24 protein-coding genes and 2 tRNA genes are annotated in these 22,929 nt (G+C 67.9%); 9 read left to right on the top strand and 17 right to left on the bottom strand.

The window, feature by feature from the left end; all coding sequences use genetic code 11:
* The coding region (locus AC1DU6_RS03645) for a GH36-type glycosyl hydrolase domain-containing protein (RefSeq protein WP_477856099.1) at window positions 1-837 on the top strand (837 nt) is incomplete at its 5' end.
* A 55-nt stretch (window positions 838-892) separates the two neighbouring features.
* Here the strand turns inward: AC1DU6_RS03645 and AC1DU6_RS03640 are convergent.
* A complete protein-coding gene (locus AC1DU6_RS03640) occupies window positions 893-1,096 on the bottom strand; it encodes a hypothetical protein (protein ID WP_056198956.1) in 204 nt (67 codons plus the stop codon).
* A gap of 130 nt (window positions 1,097-1,226) precedes the next feature.
* On the opposite strand from AC1DU6_RS03640, the gene AC1DU6_RS03635 reads away from it, so the two are divergent.
* Both AC1DU6_RS03635 and AC1DU6_RS03630 read left to right on the top strand, forming a co-directional pair.
* Entirely contained in the window at window positions 1,227-2,750 is a 1,524-nt protein-coding gene (locus tag AC1DU6_RS03635; protein ID WP_477856098.1) for a glycine betaine ABC transporter substrate-binding protein, read from the top strand.
* 89 nt (window positions 2,751-2,839) lie between these two features.
* Entirely contained in the window at window positions 2,840-3,559 is a 720-nt protein-coding gene (locus tag AC1DU6_RS03630; RefSeq protein WP_457444636.1) for a substrate-binding periplasmic protein, read from the top strand.
* Window position 3,560: 1 nt separating this feature from the next.
* Here AC1DU6_RS03630 and AC1DU6_RS03625 read toward each other — a convergent pair whose 3' ends face one another.
* Entirely contained in the window at window positions 3,561-3,737 is a 177-nt protein-coding gene (locus AC1DU6_RS03625; RefSeq protein WP_457322685.1) for a hypothetical protein, read from the bottom strand.
* A gap of 69 nt (window positions 3,738-3,806) precedes the next feature.
* Here AC1DU6_RS03625 and AC1DU6_RS03620 point away from each other — a divergent pair, with 69 nt between their 5' ends.
* On the top strand, window positions 3,807-4,610 hold the full coding sequence (locus AC1DU6_RS03620; protein WP_477856097.1) for a glycoside hydrolase family 19 protein: 804 nt from the start codon (window positions 3,807-3,809) through the stop codon (window positions 4,608-4,610).
* Between the two features lie 92 nt (window positions 4,611-4,702).
* Here the strand turns inward: AC1DU6_RS03620 and AC1DU6_RS03615 are convergent.
* From AC1DU6_RS03615 to AC1DU6_RS03545, 15 genes are all read right to left on the bottom strand, one after another.
* Window positions 4,703-4,778 (bottom strand) — tRNA-Lys (locus AC1DU6_RS03615).
* Window positions 4,779-4,852: 74 nt separating this feature from the next.
* Window positions 4,853-4,928, bottom strand: a tRNA-Lys gene (locus AC1DU6_RS03610).
* Window positions 4,929-4,995: 67 nt separating this feature from the next.
* Window positions 4,996-5,778: a tRNA threonylcarbamoyladenosine dehydratase gene (locus tag AC1DU6_RS03605; RefSeq protein ID WP_056198965.1), complete on the bottom strand. Its 783-nt coding sequence runs from the start codon at window positions 5,776-5,778 to the stop codon at window positions 4,996-4,998.
* Window positions 5,778-6,557, bottom strand: coding sequence for a tol-pal system protein YbgF (ybgF, locus tag AC1DU6_RS03600; protein ID WP_477856096.1), 780 nt, complete (start codon window positions 6,555-6,557; stop codon window positions 5,778-5,780). The genes AC1DU6_RS03605 and ybgF overlap by 1 nt, the downstream gene beginning before the upstream one ends.
* Before the next feature lie 5 nt (window positions 6,558-6,562).
* A complete protein-coding gene (pal, locus tag AC1DU6_RS03595) occupies window positions 6,563-7,099 on the bottom strand; it encodes a peptidoglycan-associated lipoprotein Pal (RefSeq protein ID WP_457322682.1) in 537 nt (178 codons plus the stop codon).
* Window positions 7,100-7,199: 100 nt separating this feature from the next.
* On the bottom strand, window positions 7,200-8,471 hold the full coding sequence (tolB, locus tag AC1DU6_RS03590) for a Tol-Pal system beta propeller repeat protein TolB (protein ID WP_477856095.1): 1,272 nt from the start codon (window positions 8,469-8,471) through the stop codon (window positions 7,200-7,202).
* 51 nt (window positions 8,472-8,522) lie between these two features.
* Window positions 8,523-10,016: a ribonuclease G gene (gene rng / locus AC1DU6_RS03585; protein ID WP_056198977.1), complete on the bottom strand. Its 1,494-nt coding sequence runs from the start codon at window positions 10,014-10,016 to the stop codon at window positions 8,523-8,525.
* Window positions 10,017-10,076: 60 nt separating this feature from the next.
* Window positions 10,077-10,754 carry a Maf family protein gene (locus AC1DU6_RS03580; RefSeq protein ID WP_477856094.1) on the bottom strand — a complete coding sequence of 226 codons (678 nt, stop codon included), beginning with the start codon at window positions 10,752-10,754 and terminating at the stop codon, window positions 10,077-10,079.
* The gene (gene rlmH / locus AC1DU6_RS03575; protein WP_056198982.1) at window positions 10,751-11,218 is read right to left on the bottom strand and encodes a 23S rRNA (pseudouridine(1915)-N(3))-methyltransferase RlmH; all 468 of its coding nucleotides are present in this window, start codon (window positions 11,216-11,218) and stop codon (window positions 10,751-10,753) included. The genes AC1DU6_RS03580 and rlmH overlap by 4 nt, the downstream gene beginning before the upstream one ends.
* Complete coding sequence (gene rsfS, locus AC1DU6_RS03570; protein ID WP_056198984.1) at window positions 11,218-11,967, bottom strand: ribosome silencing factor; 750 nt, start codon at window positions 11,965-11,967, stop codon at window positions 11,218-11,220. Before rsfS ends, rlmH begins: the two co-directional genes overlap by 1 nt.
* Entirely contained in the window at window positions 11,968-12,555 is a 588-nt protein-coding gene (gene nadD, locus AC1DU6_RS03565; RefSeq protein ID WP_457324187.1) for a nicotinate (nicotinamide) nucleotide adenylyltransferase, read from the bottom strand.
* Complete coding sequence (hemF, locus tag AC1DU6_RS03560) at window positions 12,552-13,487, bottom strand: oxygen-dependent coproporphyrinogen oxidase (RefSeq protein WP_477856093.1); 936 nt, start codon at window positions 13,485-13,487, stop codon at window positions 12,552-12,554. The genes nadD and hemF overlap by 4 nt, the downstream gene beginning before the upstream one ends.
* Window positions 13,484-14,137 (bottom strand): 1-acyl-sn-glycerol-3-phosphate acyltransferase, encoded by a 654-nt coding sequence (locus AC1DU6_RS03555; protein ID WP_477856092.1) that lies wholly within the window; start codon window positions 14,135-14,137, stop codon window positions 13,484-13,486. The genes hemF and AC1DU6_RS03555 overlap by 4 nt, the downstream gene beginning before the upstream one ends.
* On the bottom strand, window positions 14,134-15,420 hold the full coding sequence (gene purD / locus AC1DU6_RS03550) for a phosphoribosylamine--glycine ligase (protein WP_477856091.1): 1,287 nt from the start codon (window positions 15,418-15,420) through the stop codon (window positions 14,134-14,136). The genes AC1DU6_RS03555 and purD overlap by 4 nt, the downstream gene beginning before the upstream one ends.
* Window positions 15,420-16,142 (bottom strand): YebC/PmpR family DNA-binding transcriptional regulator, encoded by a 723-nt coding sequence (locus tag AC1DU6_RS03545; RefSeq protein ID WP_056198998.1) that lies wholly within the window; start codon window positions 16,140-16,142, stop codon window positions 15,420-15,422. Before AC1DU6_RS03545 ends, purD begins: the two co-directional genes overlap by 1 nt.
* Window positions 16,143-16,508: 366 nt before the next feature.
* Between AC1DU6_RS03545 and AC1DU6_RS03540 the strand changes: the two genes are divergently transcribed.
* From AC1DU6_RS03540 to AC1DU6_RS03520, 5 genes are all read left to right on the top strand, one after another.
* Window positions 16,509-18,548, top strand: coding sequence for a hypothetical protein (locus AC1DU6_RS03540; RefSeq protein ID WP_477856090.1), 2,040 nt, complete (start codon window positions 16,509-16,511; stop codon window positions 18,546-18,548).
* A 43-nt stretch (window positions 18,549-18,591) separates the two neighbouring features.
* Complete coding sequence (locus AC1DU6_RS03535) at window positions 18,592-19,302, top strand: PEP-CTERM sorting domain-containing protein (protein ID WP_056199003.1); 711 nt, start codon at window positions 18,592-18,594, stop codon at window positions 19,300-19,302.
* Window positions 19,303-19,412: 110 nt separating this feature from the next.
* Window positions 19,413-20,966 carry a helicase HerA-like domain-containing protein gene (locus AC1DU6_RS03530; protein ID WP_457324347.1) on the top strand — a complete coding sequence of 518 codons (1,554 nt, stop codon included), beginning with the start codon at window positions 19,413-19,415 and terminating at the stop codon, window positions 20,964-20,966.
* A gap of 81 nt (window positions 20,967-21,047) precedes the next feature.
* Entirely contained in the window at window positions 21,048-22,118 is a 1,071-nt protein-coding gene (locus AC1DU6_RS03525) for a sensor histidine kinase (RefSeq protein ID WP_477856089.1), read from the top strand.
* Window positions 22,115-22,900, top strand: coding sequence for a LytR/AlgR family response regulator transcription factor (locus AC1DU6_RS03520; RefSeq protein WP_477856088.1), 786 nt, complete (start codon window positions 22,115-22,117; stop codon window positions 22,898-22,900). The genes AC1DU6_RS03525 and AC1DU6_RS03520 overlap by 4 nt, the downstream gene beginning before the upstream one ends.
* The last annotated feature ends 29 nt before the right edge of the window (window positions 22,901-22,929 follow it).

The following is a 22,929-nucleotide window of genomic DNA, read 5'->3' as shown; positions in this document are numbered from 1 at the left end:
AAGCTGGCCAAGGCCCTGGACGCCGAGGCCTGGGACGGCCGCTGGTACCGCCGCGGCTGGTTCGATGACGGCAGCGTCCTCGGCACCCATGACGACAGCGAATGCCGCATCGACCTCATCGTGCAGGCCTGGGCCGTGCTGACCGGCGCCACCGAGGCCGACCGCGCCCGCCTGGCCCTGGACAGCGCCTGGCGCGAGCTGCATGACCGCGACGCCCACTTGTTGCGCCTGCTGTGGCCGCCGCTGAAGGACCACCAGCCACCAGCCGGCTACATCCAGGCCTACCCCGGCGGCGTGCGCGAAAACGGCGGCCAGTACAACCACGCCGCCACCTGGGCCCTGATGGCCAGCGCCAAGCTCGGTCAGGCCGAGCGCGCCTGGGCGGCCTTCACGGCCATCAGCCCGGCCCACCGCGGGGCACACGGCGCGGCCTATGGGCTGGAGCCCTTCGCCGTGGCCGGTGATATCGAAGCCGCCGCGCCGCACGCCGGCCGCGGTGGCTGGAGCTGGTACACGGGCGCCGCCGGCTGGCTGCTGCGCGCGGCGGTCGAGTCGCTGTGCGGCGTCAAGCTGGCCGATGGCCTGCTGCGCGTGCAGCCCTGCCTGCCGCCCCACTGGCCCGAGGCGCGGCTGCGGCTGGTGCACCAGGGTCGGCGTATCGACTTGCTGCTGCAGCGTGCCCCGACGGGCGCCGGCACCGCGCCGCCCGCCGGCTACCGCACCCTGGTGCCAGGATCGACGCTGGCGCTCGGGGAGGTCGAAGGCGACCTGCAGCTTTGGGTGCCAGTCACCGATGCCCTGCCGGCCCGCAGGCCGGAACCGGCGGCAGCGTTTTGAAGCCCCAAAAAGCAAGCGGCCCCGAAAGGGGCCGCCGTAGCGAATCAGGGGAGGATCAGACGACCAAGCTCAACACCACAGCCATGAGGACGCTACCCAGGACGACGGTCGTGAACAGCCGGTCGCCGATGGCGCTGTCCAGGAATTCCAGCGAGCACAGCATGCGCTGCTTGCGGTCTGACAGCGTGCGGCACTGGCGCAGGTGAACGCCCAGGCTGTCCAGGTGCTGACGCAGCAGATGATCGGTGGCGCGAGACATGGATGACCTCCTCTGAAAACGATGCCTTCAACTGTAGAGAGAACCTGGCTTCGTTGCATTCGGACACGAAGGGGCCCGCGTGTAGGCCTTGTCTGACATTGCGACGCATGCCATGAGGCACCATGCGGCAATGAGCACCAGCCGGCAAGCACTTTGGTTGTTGACCCTGCTAACCGCGTGGTTTGCCGGCATGGCGCAGGCCGCGCCAGCGGCGCTGCAAGTCGGCTCCAAGCGCTTCACCGAGAGTTATCTGCTGGGCGAGATCGTCACGCAGACCTTGGTCGGTCAGGGTGTCGCCGCTGAACACCGCCAGGGCCTGGGCAATACCGCCATCCTGGCCGCGGCCCTGCAGCAAGGCCAGATCGATCTCTACCCGGAGTACACCGGTACCATCGTGCGCGAGTTGCTCAAGYGCGAGTCATCTGCGGATGCGCAGGCACCGCTGGCGCAGATCAACGCGTGGCTGAAGCCGCTGGGCCTGAAGGCCGGCGTGCCACTGGGCTTCAACAACAGCTATGCCCTGGCCCTGCGCGAGGCCGACGCGGCGCGGCTGGGCATCACGACGATCTCCGAGCTTGCCGCCAAGGCACCGCCGGCACTCAAGGCTGGCCTGTCGCACGAGTTCCTGGCCCGCGCCGACGGCTGGCCGGCGTTGCAGCGCGCCTACGGCCTGAAGCTGCAACCCGGCGCCGGCCTGGACCACGGCCTGGCGTATCAAGCCCTCGCCAATGGCCAGGTCGACCTCATCGACGTCTACACCACCGACGCCCAGCTCGCCCGCCAGCCCGTGCGGGTGCTGCGCGATGACCGCGGCTTCTTCCCGCGCTACGACGCGGTGCTGCTGATGCGGACGGCGGTCGACGACAAGCCGTTGCAGGGCCTGGCCGGCCGCCTGCCCGAAGCCGAAATGACCCGCCTGAACGCCGCCGCCGAGCTGGACGGCCGGCCCTTTGCCGACGTGGCGCGCGGCTTTCTGCAATCGGGCTCAGGTGGCACGGGGCACCAGGGCTTGATGGACCGACTATTTGCTCCCGACCTGCCCAAGCTGCTTGCCCAACATCTGGCGCTGGTGCTGGCCTCGCTTGCCCTGGCCGTGGCCGTCGCCGTGCCGCTGGGCATCGCCGCACATCGCCTGCCACGGCTGGCGGCGCCCGTCATGGCCGTGACGGGCCTGCTGCAGACCCTGCCTTCGCTGGCCCTGCTGGCTTTCTTGATTGCCCTGGTTGGCCGCATCGGCTTCGTGCCGGCCCTGCTGGCGCTGTTCGTCTATGCGCTGCTGCCCATCGTGCGCAACACCCACGCGGGGCTTCAGGCCGTGTCTGGCGGGCTGACCCATGCCGCCTTGGCGCTGGGCCTGACCCGCGGCCAGACGCTGCGCGCCATTGAGCTGCCACTGGCCCTGCCGACGCTGATGGCAGGGGTGAAGACGGCAGCGGTCACCAACGTCGGCACGGCCACCGTCGCGGCCTTCGTCGGCGCGGGTGGCCTGGGCGAGCGCATCGTCGCGGGCCTGGCCGTCAACGACAGCACGCTGATGTTGGCCGGCGCCCTGCCCGCCGCAGCCCTGGCCGTCATCGTGCAACTGCTGTTTGATGCACTGGAACGCCGGGTCGCGCACAATGGGCCACAAGAATCTCGGGATCGAGGGGCATGAACGCAAGGGTGCGATCGGGCTTGTGGCTATTGGGCTGGCTGGTGGCAATGACCGCCGAGGCCGGCTGCTCGCGCCCCCTCAACGTACCCATGGCCCCTATCGGCCTGAGCGTCAACTTCGAGGACGGGCGCGCCCAGGGCATCTATCCGACGCTGCTGCGCGAAGTGGCGGCCAGCGCGCCCTGCCAGTTCAATATCCACAAGGTGCCACGGGCGCGGCTGCAAACGATGTTCGACGCTGGTCAGGCCGACATCCTCATGCCGGCCTCATCAAATCCCGCACGTGATGCCGTGGGCGAGTTCGTGCCACTGATCCAGGTGCGAGCCAGCCTGCTGACCCTGGACGCCGACACGCCCGTACCGCGCTCGCTGGCCGAGCTGCTGGCCCAGCCGGACTACAAGCTCGTCGTCGTGCGCGGCTTCTCTTTCGGTCCGGCSTATGACGGTGCCATCGCAACGCTGCGCCAGCGCCAGCGCCTCGTCGAGGAGGCCGACCCCACCGGCGTCGCCCGCGCACTGCGCCAGGGCCTGGCCCAGGCCAGCGTCATGACGGCGTCCATCCTGGTCGGCACGCTGGTCAATGAGCCCGAGCTGACGCCGTTGCTGAAGCGCCTGCGTGTCGAGCCGCTGGAGGAACTGGGCTGGCACGCCAGCGGCCTGTATCTGTCACGCCGCGGCCTCGTCGAAGCCGACCGGCGCCTGCTGCGCCAGGCTTTTGGCCAGATGGCACGCAACGGGCGCGTGTGGCAGCTCTTCAACGAGGCCCACCCGGCCGGCAGCCTGGGCGTCAGCATCCGGCCTTTGCCCTGATTCAGCGCACCTGGCTGCTGTAGTCCAGCGGCAGCCACTGCCAACCCTTGCCCGCCTGGCGCATCCACGCGGTGCGCCTGCCCGGCCGCAGCCACGCCACCAAAACCAGGCTCTTCATCGACCACCCGCGCGCGGAGATTGGCGACACGCCCTGGTGGGACCGGCAGGTGCGGGCCATCGCTGTCTCATCCTGATTGGGGATTCGCTGGCGGCGGCGGGCKCATAAGGTCGACACCTCTTCTTCCTGATGGGAGCCGTTGCCATGTGCATTGCCAAGAGCGTCGGGCTGGGTGCCCGCAACGATGTCGCCGATGTCCGCATCGTCCAGGTCCTGCTCAACATGAACAGCGAGGCCTGGAGCGGCGCAGCGCTCAAGCAGTTGGGGGTGGACGGGCAGATCGGCCCCAACACCATCGACGCGATCCGTGCCTTCGAGACCCAGGCCATGGGCCTGCCGGAGTCGGATGGCCTGGTGACACCGGGCGACGCCACGATGACGCGGTTGCTGGCGGGCCTGCCTCCCGGCGCGACCAAGGAGAAGCTCGGCATCGTGATGCCACGGGCCATGCAAAAGCGCATCGACCTCTACTTCGAGCCGCTGGTGAAGGGCATGACACGCTATGGCATCGACACGCCGCGGCAGATCGCTCACTTCATCGCCCAGCTCGCACACGAGTCCGGCTCGCTGCTCTATTCCGAGGAACTGGCCAGCGGCAACGCCTATGACGGCCGCACCGATCTCGGCAACACGGAGCCCGGCGACGGCCCACGCTTCAAGGGCCGCGGGCTGATCCAGCTCACCGGTCGCAACAACTACCGGGACTACAGCAAGTTCACCGGCACCGATTACATCAGCGACCCCACGCAGCTGGCCCTGGACCCGTTCGCCTGCGTCGACGTGGCCTGCTGGTTCTGGAAGACGCGTGGCATCGGCCCGCTCGCCGAAGCCGACGACGCCAAGGCTGTCACCAAGCGGATCAATGGCGGCTACAACGGGCTGGACGATCGCCTGGAGCATCTGGCGCGCGCCAAGGCCCTGCTGGGGCTCTGAACCTCGCGCTGCTGCGACGTCTCCCGACGCCACGCCCAAACGCAAAAAAGGCACTTGGCGGTTCGCCAAGTGCCTTTTTGCTTCTTAAATTTTGGTGGGCCCTGAGTGACTCGAACACTCGACCTACGGATTAAGAGTCCGCTGCTCTACCAACTGAGCTAAGAGCCCTGATTCAACTTCGGGGGGCCGAAGCTAAGCCAAAGATTGTAGCGTTGATTCCGTCGAATCATTGCTCTAAATTCTGGTGGGACGTGCAGGATTCGAACCTGCGACCAACGGATTAAAAGTCCGCTGCTCTACCGACTGAGCTAACGTCCCGTGTCAAGCAGAGCCCGCCATTATAGGCAGGTTTTTAGAGGCTCCGCAAGAAATCCTTGAATTGCCGTCAGCCCGGTTTTCGACTCAGATGCAGGCGCTGCAACTCGGCTGCCGCGCACAGGCCAAAGGTCGCCGTGACGGTGACGCTGGAGCCGTAACCATGGCAGTTCAGGCTGCCGTCAACATCACAGGCTTCGCCCTCACCTTGCTGCGGCAGATGCACCGGCTCACGTGAGTACACGCAGGCGACACCCATTTTCCCGGCACGCGCCGCACCGTGGTGCTTGCGCAGGCGCTGGCGCAGCGACGCCAGCAGCGGATCGTGAGTCGTGGCGCTGAGGTCGTCGAGCTCCACGCGATGCGGCTCGCGCTTGCCACCGGCGGCGCCGACGGTGACGAAGGGCAGCTCAAGCTCACGCGCCCAGGCAGCCAGCACGGCCTTGGCGCGGACCTGGTCGCAACAGTCGATGAGCCCGTCGAACTCCGCATCGCCGATCAGCGCGGGCCAATTCTCGGGTTCGACAAATTCCTCGACGACGTGCACCGCGCAGCCGGGGTGGATGTCGGCAATACGCTGCCTCAGCGCCTCAGCCTTGGCCATACCGACGGTCGACCCGAGAGCCTGGATCTGGCGGTTGATGTTGGATTCGGAAACCTGGTCCAGGTCGATCAGCGTCAGCTCCGCCGCGCCACTGCGCGCCAGGGCCTCGACGGCCCAGGAACCGACGCCGCCCAGGCCGACGACCGCGAAGCGCGCGGCGCGCAGGCGCTGGTAGGCGACGTCGCCGTGCAGACGGCGCAGGCCGCCGAAGCGGCGCTCCAGATCAGCGTCCAGCTGATCAGCGGACATCAACGCAGTGCCGCCAACCGTTCCTTGGCGGCCTGGGCGGCCTCGGTGCCGGGATAGGCCTTGATGAGGTCGTCGAGGCTGCGCCGGGCGGACTTGTTGTCCTTCAGCTCGATCTGGCAATTGGCCAGCGCGAGCAGGGCTTCGGCCGCGCGCGAATGGTCAGGATTGCCGGCGATGAAAGCTTTGAAGGTCGCAACGGCGTCCTTGTAGTCGCGCTTGCCGTACTGGGCATTGCCGAGCCAGAAGCGCACCGAGTCGGTATAGCCGCTGGCGGGGTAGCGCTTCAGGAAGGCATTGAGCGCGGCGACGGCCTCGGCGAAGTCGCCACGGCGCACGAGGCCGATGGCGGCTTCGTACTGGTTGCGCTCGTCGGGGTTGACCTGGAATTCGCGGCCATCGAGGCTGACCTTCTGCGGCTCCAGCGGCTTGAAGCGCGCTTCGACGGACTGCGACTGGTCGGTCAGCTTGCGCTGCGTGTCGGCCAGGTCGCGGGCGAGCTGCTCGTTGGCGCCGCGCAGCTTGGCGATCTCGCTGCGCAGCGCATCGATCTGGCCATTCAGGTCCAGCATGCTGCGGCGCAGCGGCTGCAGCTGGTCCTGAACCAGCGTGTTGAGCTGTTCGGCACGCTGCTTGGCAGCGTCCTCGTTGGCCTTCACCGTGCCACRCAGCTCGAGGATGGCCTTGCGGGCTTCATCATCCTCGAACAGGCCCGCCTTTGCGGGCTGCATGAAAGCCGCGCTCGCGGCCAGCGTCATCAGCGACAGTCGCAGAGCGCGCATCACTTTCACTTGTCCTTGAGCTCGACGCGACGATTCTTGGCCCAGACTTCTTCGCCGCTGCCTTGAGCGGCAGGGCGCTCCTTGCCGTAGCTGACAGCTTCGACCTGGGCCGCACCGACGCCCAGCAGCGTCAGCGACTTGGCAACGGCTTCGGCACGGCGCTGGCCGAGGGCCAGGTTGTACTCGCGGCCGCCGCGCTCGTCGGTGTGGCCTTCGAGGTTCAACGCGGCGCGCTTGTTGGCGTTCAGGCGCTTGGCGTGCAGGTCGACCAGCGGGCGGTACTCTTCCTTGACGACGTCGCTGTCGTAGTCGAAGTAGACGACGCGATTGGCGCCCTTGTTGACTTCCTGGGTGTACTGGCTGAACAGGTCAACCGTCGGGACAGCGGTCTGCGCGGTTGTCGGCTGCTGCTCAGGGGTCGCCGGGGGCGGTGTGGGCTGGCGCGTCTCGACCGGCGCGGGCTCGTCCAACTTGACGGCGGAGCTGCAGCCGGCCAAGGCGGCGGCGGCAATCAAAGTGAGCGCATAGCGGGTCAGTTTCATTCGAATAGTCTCCACAACAGACAGGGGGCGGGGGATGGGGGGGCGCAGCGCCATCGGCGGCGCGGGCGCGCCATTGTCCAACACGGTGCGAACTGTCAAGTTACTGGCGTGTAAAAGGACCCCACGTGGGTTCACGAACCTCTACCAAAGTGACGAGCAGCGGCGTCTTCATCTTGCCGTCCAGCGTCGTCGTCATCAGCACTTCCTTGCCGCCGGCACGGCTCGCGTACACGATGAGCTTGCCATTGGGCGCGAACGCCGGGCTTTCGTCGTCGTTGGCTTCGCTGATCTGCTGTGACTGGCCGGTGCCGAGATCCATCACCGACAGGCGGAAGGCACCACTGATGCGGGTGATGTAGGCCAGCGTGCGGCCGTCAGGGCTGACCGCCGGGCTGATGTTGTAGTTGCCGTTGAAGGTCACACGCTMGGCCGCGCCGCCACTGGCCGGCATGCGGTAGATCTGCGGGCCGCCGCCACGGTCGCTAACGAAAAAGATCTTGCTGCCATCGGGCGAGTAGCAGGCCTCGGTGTCGATGGCGCCGCTTTGCGTGAGGCGACGCAGGCCCGAGCCGTCACGGTTGATGACGAAGAGCTGGGTCCCCCCGTCGCGCGACAGGCTGAGCACGAGCTGCGAGCCATCGGGCGACCAGGCCGGCGCGCTGTTGGTGCCCTTGAAGTCGGCCAGCACGCGGCGGCCGCCGGTCTGCACGTCCTGGACGCGCACCGTGGCCTTGCGGCTCTCGAAGGTCACGTAAGCGAGCTCTCGGCCATTGGGTGCCCAGGCTGGCGAGATGATGGGATCGGGGCTGGTCAATGCGACCTTGGCGCCCTCGCCGTCTGCGTCGGCAACGACCAGGCTGTAGCGCGGGCCGGCCTTGGTCACATAGGCCATGCGGGTGGCGAACACGCCGCGCTCGCCGGTGAGCTTCTGGTAGATGGTGTCGGCGATGCGATGCGCGGCAAGGCGGGCATCATCGGGATGCACGGCATGCGCTTCGCCGAGGAGCTCGGTGCGGTTGACGACGTCCCAGAGCTTGAAGCGGATATCCAGCCGTCCGTCGGCCAGGCGGGTGATCGAACCCGCCGCAAGCGCATCGGCCTGGCGGGCCTTCCAGTCGGGCCAGGCCGGGCTGCTCGTCTCGTTCAGCCCGGCGGGTGCATCGACGCTGCGAAACAGGCCGCTGCGTTCCAGGTCGGCGCGCACGATGGCGGCGATCGGCTGGGCCGAGGCCTTGGCGTCATCACGGAAATCGACGATAGCCACCGGGATGCGCGTGCCGCCCGTGCCGGCGATGTCGATGCGCACCTGGGCCAGGGCCGAGGCGGCAGGAAAGGCCGCAAGCGCGGCAAGGCTGAGACGGCGAGAGATCATGCAGTGGACTTTGCAGTGCGGTCCGGAATTCTGCCGCAGTGCCGCGCCACTTCAGAGTAGGACGATGTCGTAATGTTCCGTCTGGTTGGTCGGCTCGGCGGTCAGCGAGATGGGCTTGCCGATGAAGTCCGACAGGCCAGCCAGGTGGGCGCTCTCTTCGTCGAGCATCATCTCGACGACGTTGGCGGCGGCCACGACGCGGAACTCGCGGGGGGAGAACTGGCGTGCCTCGCGCAGGATCTCGCGCAGGATGTCGTAGCAGACCGAACGCGCCGTCTTGACCTGGCCGCGGCCCTCGCAGGTCGGGCAGGGTTCGCATAGCATGCGCGCCAGCGACTCGCGCGTGCGCTTTCGCGTCATCTCGACCAGGCCCAGCTGCGTGAAGCCGCCGACGGTCACCTTGGTGCGGTCCCGGCCCAGCTGTTTGCGGAACTCGGCCAGCACCGCCGTTCGGTGCTCCTCGCGCGTCATGTCGATGAAGTCGACGATGATGATGCCACCCAGGTTGCGCAGCCTCAGCTGGCGGGCGATGGAGCCCGCCGCTTCGAGGTTGGTCTTGAAGATGGTGTCGTCGAAGTTCTTGGCACCGACGAAACCGCCGGTGTTGACGTCGATGGTCGTCATCGCCTCGGTCTGGTCGAACACCAGCGAGCCGCCGGACTTCAGCTCCACCTTGCGCGCCAGCGCGCGGGCGATCTCGGCGTCGACATTGCACAGGTCGAAGATGGGCCGTTCACCGCGGTAATGCTCCAGCTTGGCCGTGGCGGCCGGCATGAAGGTCTCGCCGAAGCCGCGCAACACGTCGTACTGCATCTTGGAGTCGATGCGGATGGAGCCCGTGCGTTCGCTCGTCAGATCGCGCAGCACGCGCTCGACGAGGCTCAAGTCCTGGTGCAACAGGCTGGCCGGCGGCGTTGTCAGCGCACCCGCGCGGATCTGCTGCCAGGTCTTGCGCAGATAGGCGATGTCGGCACCGAGCTCCTCGTCGCTGGCGTCCTCTGCGTTCGTGCGCAGGATGAAGCCGCCGCCACCGCCCTGCTCCTTTGTCCCCACCAGTGCGACCATGCGCGCGCGCAAGGCCTCGCGCGCCTCGGGCGAGCCGATCTTCTGGCTGACGCCGATGTGCTCGTCCTGCGGCAGATAGACCAGCATGCGGCCGGCGATGCTGATCTGGCTGGACAGCCGTGCGCCCTTGGTGCCGATGGGGTCCTTGATGACCTGCACCGTCAGCGGTTGGCCTTCGAAGATGAGGCGCTCGATGGGCGTGGGAGGCACCTCGACGCCATGGCCGTTCTGGTGCCGGCCATGTCCGAACTGCGAGGCACTGTGCAGGTCGGCAACGTGCAGAAAGGCGGCGCGCTCCAGGCCGATGTCGATGAAGGCGCTCTGCATGCCAGGCAGCACGCGCACCACCTTGCCGAGGTAGACGTTGCCCACCAGCCCCCGCTCCAACGTGCGCTCGATGTGCAGCTCCTGCACCGCGCCGTTCTCGACCACGGCCACCCGCGTCTCCTGCGGTGACCAGTTGATCAGGATGTCTTCCATCTCTTGCCTTTGAATGCTGATGCGTGCCGCCGGTGGAGGCGGCACGCATCAAAACTCAGGTCAGAACTCAAAGCCGAATTTGTCCAACAGCTGCGCCGTCTCAAAGAGGGGCAACCCCATGATGCCCGAGTAGCTACCGGCAATCTTCACGATCCAGGCGGCTGCCTGGCTCTGGATGGCATAGGCGCCAGCTTTGCCGAACGGCTCGCGGCTGGCGACGTAGCGGTCGATCTGCGCGGCCGACAGCGGCGCGAATTCCACGTGAGAGACATTCAGCGCCGCCGCGCGATGCGCCGCATCGGCCACGGCGACGGCCGTGATGACTCGGTGCGTGCGGCCTGACATCAGCGCCAGCATGCGCGCCGCATCGACGTCGTCCGCGGGCTTGCCGAGGATGAGTCCGTCGATGGCCACCGTGGTGTCCGCGCACAGGATGGGCGCCGGTAGCAGGCCGCGCGCGGTGAGGCGCACCAGCGCCGCATCCAGCTTGGCCGCGGTGACGCGGGCGCAATAGGTCTCGGGCACCTCGCCGGGTTGCACCGCCTCCAGCGCTTCAGCATCTTCGTCGGCGCCGGGCAGCAGCAACTCATGCCTGACGCCGAGTTGCTCCAGCAGCTGACGGCGGCGCGGGCTTTGCGAGGCGAGGTAGATGGAGCGGGGACCGGCGCCGGGCCGTCCCAAGCCGGTCGCGCCCCCATGGGGGGCCGACGACGAAGTCGTCTTGGGGGTCATATTCATTCGCGGTGATACGGGTGGCCGGTCGTCACGGTCCAGGCGCGGTACAGGCCTTCGGCCAGCAGCACGCGGGCAAAGGCGTGGGGCAGAGTCAGGTCGGACAGCCGCAAGGTCTCGTCGGCCGTGGCCTTGAGATCGGGATGCAGGCCGTCGGGCCCGCCGATGATGAGGGCAGCATCGCGGCCCTCACCCATCCACAGCTTCAGCCGCTCAGCCAACTGCACCGAGGTGCGGCGCTCGCCACGCTCGTCCAGGATGATGCGGCGCACGCCCTTTGGCAAAGCTGCCTCGATGCGTGCGGCCTCGGCCGCCATCAACTGCTCCGCCGTCTTGCTGCCTCGCGTCTCGGCCTTGACAGCTTTCAACTCCAGCTTGAGCTCGGGCGGAAAGCGCTTGGCGAAGTCCTCGTAGGCGGTGTCGGCCCAGGCCGGCTGGCGCTGGCCCACGGCGACGAGGAAAAGGCGCATCAGCCCTTTTTCGGCGCCGCGCGGCCGGCAGGCTTGGCAGGCGCGCGGGGTGCAGCCTTGGCGGCTGGCTTGGCCGCAGGCGCGACCCGCTTGGCCGTAGCCGCCTTGCCGACGCCCTGGCCAGCGCCGACCTTCACGGTCTTGACGGGTGCTGCCGTCTTCACGCCCACGCTGCGGGTCACGCCCTTCTTGGGCGCCTGGGTGCCCGCTGCGGCCTTCTTGGCAACCGCCTTCTTGGCGGCCGCCGACGGCACCGCCTTGTTGGCACCCGCCTTGGCTGCAGGTTTCGCGGCGGGTTTGGGCGCAGCCCTGGTCGTGATGGGCTTGGACGCCGTCGCCTTGCGCGCCGTCTTGACCGGTGCGGCAGCGGGCTCCTCGGAGGCCTTGACCAGCCTGGTCTCGGTGCTACCGAGCTTGAGCTTGACGGGCTTGTCGCCCCAGATCTCTTCGAGGTGGTAGTAGTCGCGGATGGCGGGCTGCATCACGTGGACGACGGCGGCGCCGCAGTCGACGATGATCCATTCGCCGTTGTCCTCGCCCTCGGTGCGCATGACCTGCATGCCGCGCCCCTTGACCGTTTCACGCACGCTGGACGCGAGGGCCTTGGTCTGCCGGTTGCTCGTGCCCGAGGCGATGATGACGCGCTCGAACAGCGGCGACAGATGCTCGGTGTTGAACACAACGATGTTCTGGGCCTTGACGTCTTCGAGACCATCGACGATGGCTCGTTGCAGCTTGCGAATGTCCATTCAGTGCTTCTTCTCGTAGAGGCGGTGCGAGGCAATATAGCTCGCCACCTCGGCGCCCACCATGGGGCTGATGTCCTCGCCGCGCGCGACGGCGTCGCGCACGGCGGTGGACGAAAGGGGAATTTCGGGCAGGGCCAGCACCTGCAGGCGGTGTGCCGGCAGGCCCGGAGGGGTCACGACGGCCTCGCTGGCACGCGGCACGACGACCAGTGTGGCCAGCGTGGTGATGGTCTCGACCTGGTACCAGCTCGGCAGCCGGGCGTACTGATCCTGGCCGATCAGGAACATCAACTCCGTGCCAGCGTTCTGGCTGGCGAACTCACGCAGGGTATCGGCCGTGAAGCTGGGGCCGCGGCGGTGCAGTTCGCGCTCATCGAGCACGAAGCGCGGCTCTCCGGCGATGAGGCGCTTGATCATCCCTGCACGGTGCACGGCGGCGGCCATGATCTGGTCGGGCTTCTGCCACTGCCGGCCGGCGGGCAGCCAGACCATGCGGTCCGGCGCCAGCGCGTCCAGCGCAAAGCGGGCGAAGGCCAGGTGGCCGAGATGGGGCGGGTCAAAACTGCCGCCGAAGATTGCCAGTTTCACAGCCACAGTGCGGTGGGTGTTTCGCCGGCCCAATCGCGTGGGCGCAGGAAGTCGCTGTACAGCTTCGCCTCGGGCGTGCCCGGCTCGGGCGCCCAGTCGTAGCGCCACTTCACTTGTGGGGGCATGGACATGAGGATGGATTCGGTGCGGCCGCCCGACTGTAGGCCGAACAGGGTGCCGCGGTCCCAGACGAGATTGAACTCGACATAGCGGCCACGGCGATAGGCCTGGAAGTCGCGCTCACGTTCGCCATAGGCATACCCCTGGCGGCGCTCGACGATGGGCAGATAGGCAGCCAGGAAGGCATCGCCGACGGAACGCATCAGCGCAAAGCCCGTGTCGAAGCCACCTTCGGCGAAATCGTCGAAGAAGATGCCGCCGATGCCGCGCGGCTCCTGGCGGTGCTTCAGGAAGAAGTAGTCGTCGCACCAGGCCTTGAACTTCGGGTAGAGCTCGGTGCCATGCGGTTGCAGCGCGTCGCGGCAGACGCGATGGAAATGCTGCGCGTCGCGCTCGTAGCCGTAGTAGGGTGTCAGGTCCATGCCGCCGCCGAACCAGGTCACGGCAGGCAGCCCAGGCGGCAAGGCGATGAAGGCACGCACATTCATGTGCACCGTCGGCACGAAGGGGTTGTGCGGGTGCAGCACCAGCGACACGCCCAAGGCCTCGAAGGGCGCTCCGGCGAGTTCGGGGCGATGCTGCGTCGCTGACGGCGGCAGCACGCGGCCCTTCACATGCGAGAAGTTGACGCCACCGCGCTCGAAGACCGGGCCGCCCTCGATGAGCCGCGACAGGCCGTCGCCTTCGAGCYGGCCACCGGGCTCGCGTGTCCAGCCGTCGGACGCGAAGGCATTGCCGTCGACCCCTTCCAGCGCCGTGACGATGCGCTGTTGCAACTCGAGCAGATAGTCGCGGACGGCTTGGGTGTTCATGTGCGCGGGCCGGTGTTCGATGAGCGAGGCTGAATCGGACTGGCCAGTTCGGGGCGCTTGCCGACGCGCGTGCCGAAATAGGCGGCAAAGAGCGCGAAGTCGGCCTGCACATCGCCGGTCAGCATGACGAAGCGCGTCACCGAGACGACGCGCTGCTCGAAATCGAAATAGCACAGCCCCACCGGCACGCCGGCCTGCACGGCCACCTGGTAAGCGCCGGTGCGCCAGCCGCTCTTCAGCGAACGCGTGCCCTCGGGCGCGGCGGCCAGCCAGAAGCGCTCGCCACGCGCCGCGGCGGCCTGCATCTGGCGCACCGTGTCGGCGACGATGCCATGCGAGCTGCTGCGATCCACGCCGACACCGCCGATCCAGCGCATCCAGTGGCTGAGCAAGGGCGCCTTGAACAGGCTGTCCTTGCCCCAGAAGCGAAGCTGGATGCCGACGGCCCACTTGGCCAGCAGGCCGATGACGAAGTCCCAGTTGGAGGTGTGCGGATAGACCAGGATGACACCCTGCTCCGCCGGCACACCGGGTGCATCCACCGTCCAGCCGAACAGCCCCAGCAGCCAGCGCGCCAGGGCGCTGGACGGGCCATGCGGGCGCAGGGGCCCGGTCAGGACAATGGGCTGAATGGGGAAAGTCGGGTTCAACGCTTGATGGCCCGATGGCCGATGTCGCTGCGGTACTGGCGGCCTRCGAACTGGATGCCCGTGGCCAGCTCATAGGCGCTCTGCGCGGCGGTGCGCACGGATTCACCCAGGGCCGTCACGCAAAGCACGCGGCCACCGCTGGTGACAAGCTGTCCATCGACCATCGCCGTGCCGGCATGGAAAACCATGGCCTCGTCGTCGTCCTCAGGCAGGCCGCTGATGGCGTCGCCCTTGCGCGGGTTGAGCGGGTAGCCCTCGGCCGCCAGCACGACGCCGAGCGCCACGCGACGGTCCCACTGCAGCTCGACCTCGTCCAACGTGCCATCGGTCGCGTGCATCATCAGCTCGAAGAGATCGCTCTTGAGCCGCATCATGATGGGCTGGGTCTCGGGGTCGCCCATGCGCGTGTTGAACTCGACCGTGCGCGGCTGGCCGTGCTCGTCGATCATCAGGCCGGCATACAGGAAGCCAGTGAACGGATGGCCGTCACGCGCCATGCCGGTGATGGTCGGCTGGATGATCTCGTGCATGACCTTGGCATGCACATTCGGCGTCACGACCGGCGCAGGCGAGTAGGCGCCCATGCCGCCGGTGTTGGGGCCGGCGTCGCCGTCCAGCAGGCGCTTGTGGTCCTGGCTGGTGGCCAGCGACACGACATGCTTGCCGTCGCAGACGACGATGAAGCTGGCCTCCTCGCCTTCGAGGAAGTCCTCGATGACGACGCGCGCACCGCCGGCGTTGTGCGTCACGCCGAGCTTGTTGTCTTCCAGGATCCACGAGATCGCCTCATGGGCCTCGGCCAGCGTCATYGCGACGACGACGCCCTTGCCTGCTGCCAGGCCGTCGGCCTTGATGACGATGGGCGCGCCGCGGTTGCCTACATAGGCGTGAGCGGCCGCGGCGTCCGAGAAGGTCTCGTAGGCTGCCGTCGGAATGCCATGGCGCTTCATGAAGTCCTTGGCGAAGGCCTTGGAGCTCTCGAGCTGGGCCGCGGCCCTGGTGGGCCCGAAGATGCGCAGGCCCCGCGAGCGGAACTCGTCGACGACGCCAGCGGCCAGCGCGACCTCGGGGCCGACGACGGTCAGCGTCATCTTCTGTTCGACGGCGAAGTCGGCCAGCGCCTTCACGTCGGTCATGCCGATGGGCACGGTCTCGATCTGCTCGTCACGCGCCGTGCCGCCGTTGCCGGGGGCGACGTACACCTGGCTGACGCGTTCGCCCTGGGCGAGCTTCCAGGCCAGCGCGTGCTCGCGGCCACCATTGCCAATGACTAGGACTCGCATCAGTTCAATTCTGCGTTGTGATAGACCGCTTGCGTGTCGTCGAGGTCTTCGATGACGTCAAGCAGCTTTTGCATGCGTTCGGCGTCTTCGCCGGTCAACTCGATCGTGTTCTCGGCCCGCATCGTCACTTCGGACAGCTCGGGCACCAGGCCGGCGGCTTCCAGCGCGGCCTTGACGGCTTCGTAGTCGGCTGGCGAGGTCAATACCTCAATGGCACCGTCGTCACCGGTGACGACATCTTCGGCGCCGGCGTCCAGCGCCACTTCCATGACCTTGTCTTCCGACGTGCCCGGCGCGAACAGCAACTGGCCGCAATGCTTGAACTGGAAGGCCACCGAGCCGTCCGTGCCCATGTTGCCGCCGTATTTGCTGAAGGCATGCCGCACCTCGGCCACGGTGCGAACGCGGTTGTCCGTCATCGTGTCGATCATGATGGCCGCGCCGCCGATGCCATAGCCTTCGTAGCGGATTTCTTCGTAGGTCAGGCCATCGATATTGCCGCTGGCCTTGTCGATGTTGTACTTGATGCGGTCGGCCGGCATGTTGGCGGCCTTGGCCTTGTCCACCGCCAGACGCAGGCGCGGGTTGTCCTTGATGTCGGGGCCGCCCTGGCGCGCGGCAACGCTGATCTCACGAATGATGCGGGTCCAGATCTTGCCGCGCTTCTCGTCCTGACGGCCTTTGCGATGCTGGATGTTGGCCCATTTGGAATGTCCGGCCATGTGGCTCTAGCTCCTTTGGCAGCACGGCTCAGATGCCATGCAACCCTCGATTCTACGAGGCCGCCTCCTGCCCCCGACCCCACCGCCTGCTCGCGGGCGTCCATCTTCCCGCGGCCTCGCCAGCGCCAACACGCCCGGAACTTCATCATGCATTCGCAGCCCGGACTAGCCGAACTGCGGGGGTGTGCGGCATGCGGAGCTCCCGGCCCGCTGGGACCTTCCCCCTAGAAACCTCCCCCTAAGGGCGTCCCCCTAAGAGCTGCAGTCTTCCTCACGTTGAAGGGTGAGGGGTGGGTGAAGCCCTGCAGGCCGGCGCCTAACTTTGAGGCGTCCCTGCCCGCCAGGGTCCGCTCTCAGGAGATTTTCATGACCCGTTTGTTCGCTCATTTCCGATGGACTGGCTGCTTAGGTGCAGCGCTGCTGTCCACATCCGTCCAGGCCGCCCCGGTCTGCTATCACAACTACGGCGCCATCGACGCGATGAAGCCGAACAAGCTCTTCCTCTACTACCCGACGGCCAACGACGCCACCTTCCCGGCCTACGCGACCAACGTCTCGCCCGCACGCACCTTCGCCATCGGCTCGCTGCCGGGCGCGCCTGCCGGCACCACCGCCCAGCTGCGCGACCGCATCTTCGACGTGGTGGCCACCGACTACTGCGAGTTCAACGTCCAGGTGCTGCCGCCCACGACGACCAACCCGGACGCACTGGGCGCGCCGCCGGCGCGGCGCAACATGGTCGCCATCGGCGCGGACACCGACCCCTCACTGTTCGGCATCGCCGAGGCGGTGGACACCGGCGACGCCGACGTCATCGACCACGCCCGCGTCTTCGGCGGCTCCTATGGCGTGTTCTGCAGCGCCGAGCTTTCCGGCGCCAACAACACGCTGGACCGCTGGGCCCTGGGCATCGGCGGCACGGCCGCGCACGAGGCCGGGCACAACTACGGCCTCTCGCACAGCGCGGTGGTGCACACCGGGGAGGACGCCTTCATCCACCACATCATGCCCGCCGGGCCTTCCATGCCCTGTACGAATCGCGTCGGCGAACGCCGCCACTTCAGCGACCAGGACTTCGGCATCCTGGCCAACAACGTCGGCCTGACGCTGCAATCTCTGGCCAACTGGGACTTCGTCAACCCCAATTCCGCCACCGCGTCGCGGCTGCGCATGGAGGTGCTCAGCCTCAGCACCACGCTCACGCCGGTGTCCACCTATACCGGCTCGCTGAGTCCCTGGAACCCGCCCAGCGTGGTGGCGTCCGGCACGCGGACCTTCAAGGGCACCAGCTACCACCGCTACTTCGTAACCTGGCAGTCCGCCAAGGGCTGGGCCAGCCCCAACCAGCCCGGCAGCATCGCCGGCCAGGTGCGCGGCGCCGAGCAGTTCCACGTCGGCACGCATTTCGCGGAAGAGAACATCCTCAACACCACGACCCAGGTGGTCATCGCCGACGCGACCCTGCTGGATGCCGGCGGGTCGGCGCTGCCCCTGCACCCACGCGTGCCCACCTTCGACACCGGCACCCTGTCGGCGGACGGCAACTTCATTCTGGGCCTGGCCAACCTCGCAGCGGCCAATCTGGTGCTGCGCAACTGGCGGGGCTTCGTGCTGCCGCGGCCCGCACACATCGACAGCATGTTGTTCGACCCCACGGGTGGCGTGAAGCTGTTCGACAATCAGCAGGAGCCGATCACGCCATGGCGCCAGCTGCAGTTGCCGACGGCCATGGAACTGCCCGCCGGCTCGACCGACAAGCCCGGCGAAGCCCGCTTCGTGCTCGGCAATCTGCTCAAGGACGGGCACAACGTGCGCATCAAGTTCCGTGGCCAGGTCACGGACGCGACGGTCGGCGCACAGGAAGTCAACCCCGACGTGAAGGGCGCGCTGGCGACAGACCCCTTCCCCGGCGCCTCGGTCTTCCTCGAAGGCGACCTGGTTGAGCCCAATGCGCTGCAGTGGGACGCCGACAAGAAGACCTTCGTCACCAAGGACCTGGTCACCCACGTCTTCCTGCAGGTGGCCGGCAAGCGTGCCAAGCCGGTGGACGGCATCCTGATCGGCCTGCTGCGCGGCAAGGTGGTCTGCTCCAACCTGAACACCCGCCAGTCGGTCAGCGTTCAAGCCAATACCGATGGCAGCTTCGATTGCGAAAAGGCCGGTCTCGTCTCCCTGCACGGGGAGCGGGTGCAGGTCTCGCAGGTAGGCCTGGTCAACACGCAGCTGCCGGCCGTGCAGGTCGGCGRCATGGACATCGCCAAGGTCACCTGCACCAACCTGCGCTCGCGCCAGTCCGTGTCGTTCAAGCCCGAAGTCAGCACCAATGCGCTCGACTGCGTGAAGGCCGGCCTCGGCGTCGAGCAGCAGAGCACGCTGCAGATCACGCAAATCGGCACCGTGCGCTGAAGGCGCCGGCCACCCTTTCCTACCCTGTTGTCTGGAGACCCTGATGAAGCAACTCAAATTCACATTGGCCGCACTGAGCCTGGTGGCATCGACGGCAATGGCCGCAGGCGTCACCAATGGCGACTTCACCGGCGGCCTGACGGGCTGGGCTAAGGCCGGCAACGTCGCCGTGGACACCACCAGCCAGTTCGGCGCGCCACCCGCCGGCTTCACCGCCCAGGCCGTGCTCGGCACAGCCGACACCTCCGGCTTCCTGTTCGGCGGCAGCGCGGTGGCCGCAGCCTCGCTGGAATCCTTCGCCGGGCTCGGGGCCGCCTCGCTCAGCGGCATGGGTGCCGTCGTCGGCTCCGGGCTGAGCGCGGACTTCACGGCCGCCGCCGGCGAGCGGCTGATCTTCCAGTGGAAGTTCATGAGCAACGACCCACCGGGCACCCCGGCCGACGACACGGCCTACGTCGTGCTCGACAAGACGACCGTCATCAAGCTGACCAGCGTCAACAGCGCCACCTTCCTGGGCGGCTCGGCATCGCCGCTGTTCGACGAGACGGCCTACCTGACCTTCACCAGCGCGCCGCTGACCGCCGGGGCACACAACGTCAGCCTGGGCGTGTTCGACGGCTTCGACGCGCTCGGCGCCTCGGCGCTGGCCGTCGCCGACGTGCACCTGGCGCCGGTGCCCGAGCCGGCGTCAGGCCTGCTCCTGCTGCTGGGCGGCTCGGTGCTGCTGGGCCTGGCCAAGCGCCGCGCCAGCTGAGCGCCAGCGGGCACATCACAGCCTCCGGACAGCGGCTGCGGTGAGTCGAAGTGGTCAAAGCGGACCGCTAGACTCGCCGCAGCCTACCTGCCCCTGATCCGGAGACCCCCATGCCCGCCGACCCCATCCTGCTGGCCCGCCATGAGCAGACCGAGTGCCTGCTGCTGCCCGCGCTGGCCAACCGCCACGGCCTCATCACCGGCGCCACCGGGACCGGCAAGACCATCAGCCTGCAGAAACTCGCCGAGAGCTTTTCCAAACTGGGCGTGCCGGTCTTCATGGCCGACGTGAAGGGTGACCTGACCGGCATCAGCCAGGCCGGCAACCCGAGCGAGAAGCTGCTTGGCGTGCTCAAGGAACGTGGCCTGGAGGCGCCGGAAAAGCTGGCCTGCCCCACCACGCTGTGGGACGTCTTCGGCGAGCAGGGCCACCCGGTGCGCGCCACCGTGTCGGACATGGGCCCGCTGCTCTTGAGCCGCATGCTGGCGCTCAACGAGACGCAGGCCGGCGTGCTGCAGATGGTGTTCAAGATCGCCGACGACAACGGCCTGCTGCTGCTGGACCTGAAGGACCTGCGCGCCATGCTGCAGCATGTGGGTGACAACGCGAGTCAGTTCACGACGCAGTACGGCAATGTCTCGGCCGCCAGCGTCGGCGCGATCCAGCGCGGCCTGCTGCAGATCGAGGCCCAGGGCGGCGACAAGTTCTTCGGCGAACCGATGTTGAACATCGCCGACTTCATGCAGACGGAATCGGGGTTGGGCGTCATCAATGTGCTGGCCGCCGACAAGCTGATGAACGCGCCGCGGCTGTACGCGACCTTCCTGCTGTGGATGCTCAGCGAGCTGTTCGAGACCCTGCCCGAGGTCGGCGACCTGGAGAGACCCAAGCTAGTGTTCTTCTTCGACGAGGCCCATCTGCTGTTCAAGGATGCGCCCGACGCCCTGGTCGAGCGCATCGAGCTGGTCGTGCGCCTGGTGCGCTCCAAGGGCGTCGGCGTCTATTTCGTGACCCAGAACCCGCTGGACATTCCCGACGCGGTGCTCGGCCAGCTCGGCAACCGCGTGCAGCACGCGCTGCGCGCCTTCACGCCGCGTGACCAGAAAGCCGTCAAGAGCGCCGCCGACACCATGCGCGCCAAGCCGGGTCTGGACATTGCCACCGCCATCATGGAGCTGGCCGTCGGCGAGGCGCTCGTCAGCCTGCTCGACGAGAAAGGCCGGCCGAGCATCACCGAGCGCGTCTTCGTGCTGCCGCCCGGCAGCCAGATCGGCCCGATCACGCCGGCCCAGCGCCAGCAGCTCATCGCCAGCTCGCTGGTCGCCGGCGTCTACGAGAAGCATCTGGACCGCGAATCCGCCTACGAGAAGCTCGCTGGCAAGCCCGCAGCGGCGCAAGGCGGCGGCGGCATCACGGCGGAAGGCGGCCAGGTGTTCAAGGGCGGCCCTGCTGCACCGGCGCCCGCCGACGAAGGCGGCGGCATGCTCGGCGGGCTCAAGGACGTGCTCTTCGGCACCACCGGCCCGCGCGGCGCCCATCACGCCGGCCTGGCCGAGACCGCAGCCAAGTCGGCCGTGCGCAGCATCGGCTCGGCCGTCGGCCGCGAGATCATCCGCGGCGTGCTGGGCAGCATCCTGGGCGGAAGCGGCAGCCGCCGGCGCTGAACGCCGTGCGCCTCGCGCCGCGTCGGCCCCGCTCGTCGCAGACCACTTGCACCAGTGCGCAGGCCACATGATGCTGGCCGCATGACCTCCACCGACCGCAACCACGACTGGACGACGCATGTGGGCGGCACCGCCCTCATCTGCGTCGTCGTCGGCCTGCTGAACTTTCTGCTGCAGGGCGGCAGCTTCGGCATTGCGATGCTGTATTCCTTCACCGTCGGCGCGCAGATCTCGCTCTACATCTCGCTGCTGATGGCCGGCGTGGCCCTGCTGCTGCGCCGCCGAGGCGGCGACTCGCCCCAACTGCGCCACGGCTGGGTTGGCTGGGGCTGGGTGGCCCCCTGCGTGCTGCTGGGCGCGCTGGCCGGCTACGCGGGCGGGCTGTGGCTGGGCGACCTCCTCAGCGGCCGGCACGCCAGCCGGCCCTGGGACATGCCCGGCGGCCGCGCGGCGGTGTCGGTGAGCTTCGTGCTGCTTGTGTCGGTGCTGGGCACCTTTTTCTTCTTCTCGCTGTTCCGGCTGAACGCGTTGCGGCTGGAACAGGCCCAGGCCCAGCGCCAGGCGGCCGAGGCGCGGCTGACGCTGCTGCAGAGCCAGCTCGAACCCCACATGCTGTTCAACACGCTGGCCCATCTGCGCGTGCTGATCAAGCTGCGGCCGGACGAGGCCCAGCGCATGCTGGACCAGCTCATCGCCTATCTGCGCGCCACGCTGCAGGCCAGCCGCGCCACCGAGCACCCGCTGAACGAGGAGTTCGAGCGCCTGTCGGACTACCTCGCGTTGATGCAGCTGCGCATGGGCGAACGGCTGCGCGTGAAGCTGGTTCTGCCGGCCGAACTGGGGGGCCTCCCCATCCCGCCGCTGCTGCTGCAGCCGCTGGTGGAGAACGCGATCAAGCATGGGCTGGAGCCGCATGTGGAGGGCGGCGAGCTGCGCGTGACGGCGGCGCGCGATGACAAGCGCCTCATCCTTGAAGTGGCCGACAGCGGCGCCGGTCTGGCCACGCCCGGCGAGTTGACTGGCGTCGGGACGGGATTCGGCCTCGCGCAGGTGAAGGAGCGCCTCGCGCAGCGCTATGGCGATACCGCCAGCTTCGCGCTGACACCTCAAACCGGCGGCGGCAGCGTCGCCCGCATCGAGATTCCGACATGACCACCGCCCTGATCGCCGAAGACGAGCCCCTGCTCGCCGAGAACCTGCGCGCCGAACTGGCTGCTGCCTGGCCCGATCTCCAGATTGCCGCCCAGGCCGGYAGCGGCACGGCCGCCGTCGAGCTGGCGCTGCAGCACCGCCCCCAGGTCTGCTTCCTCGACATCCGCATGCCTGGCATGACGGGGCTGGAGGCCGCCCAGGCCATCACCGAAGACTGGCCCGACGATGCCGGCGCCCTGCCGCTGTTCGTCTTCGTCACGGCCTATGACCAGTACGCCCTGCAGGCCTTCGAGACCGCGGCGGCCGACTATCTGCTCAAGCCCGTCACGCCCGAACGCCTGGCCCAGTGTGTGGCGCGGCTGCAGGCCCGCCTGGCCGAGCCCGAGCAAGTGGCACAAGGCGACGCGACGCTGGCCTCGCTGCGCCAGTTGCTGACCCAGGTGACGGCGCCGGCACCGAGGTTGCGTCATCTGCAGGCGGCCGTCGGCGACGCCATCGAGCTGGTGCCGCTGGACGACATCGTCTACCTGGAAGCCGCCGACAAATACGTGCGCGCCGTGACCGCCGAGCGCGACTACTGGGTGCGCGTGTCGCTGCGCGAACTGCTGCCGCAGCTGGACGSCGAGCRCTTCTGGCAGGTGCACCGCTCCACCGTCGTCAACATCGACGCCGTGGCGCGCGCCCTGCGCCAGGAAAACGGCACGGTGCTGCTGGAACTGCGCCTGCGCCCCGAAAAGCTGACCGTCAGCCGCGTGCACGCAAATCGTTTCAAAGCCCTGTAGCCGCGCGATAGCGGGGCTTCGATGAAAAC

Source organism: Roseateles sp. P5_B10 (assembly GCF_056400485.1).
The sequence above is the reverse complement of the archived record's forward strand: the minus strand, read 5'-3'. Positions and strand labels throughout refer to the sequence as shown.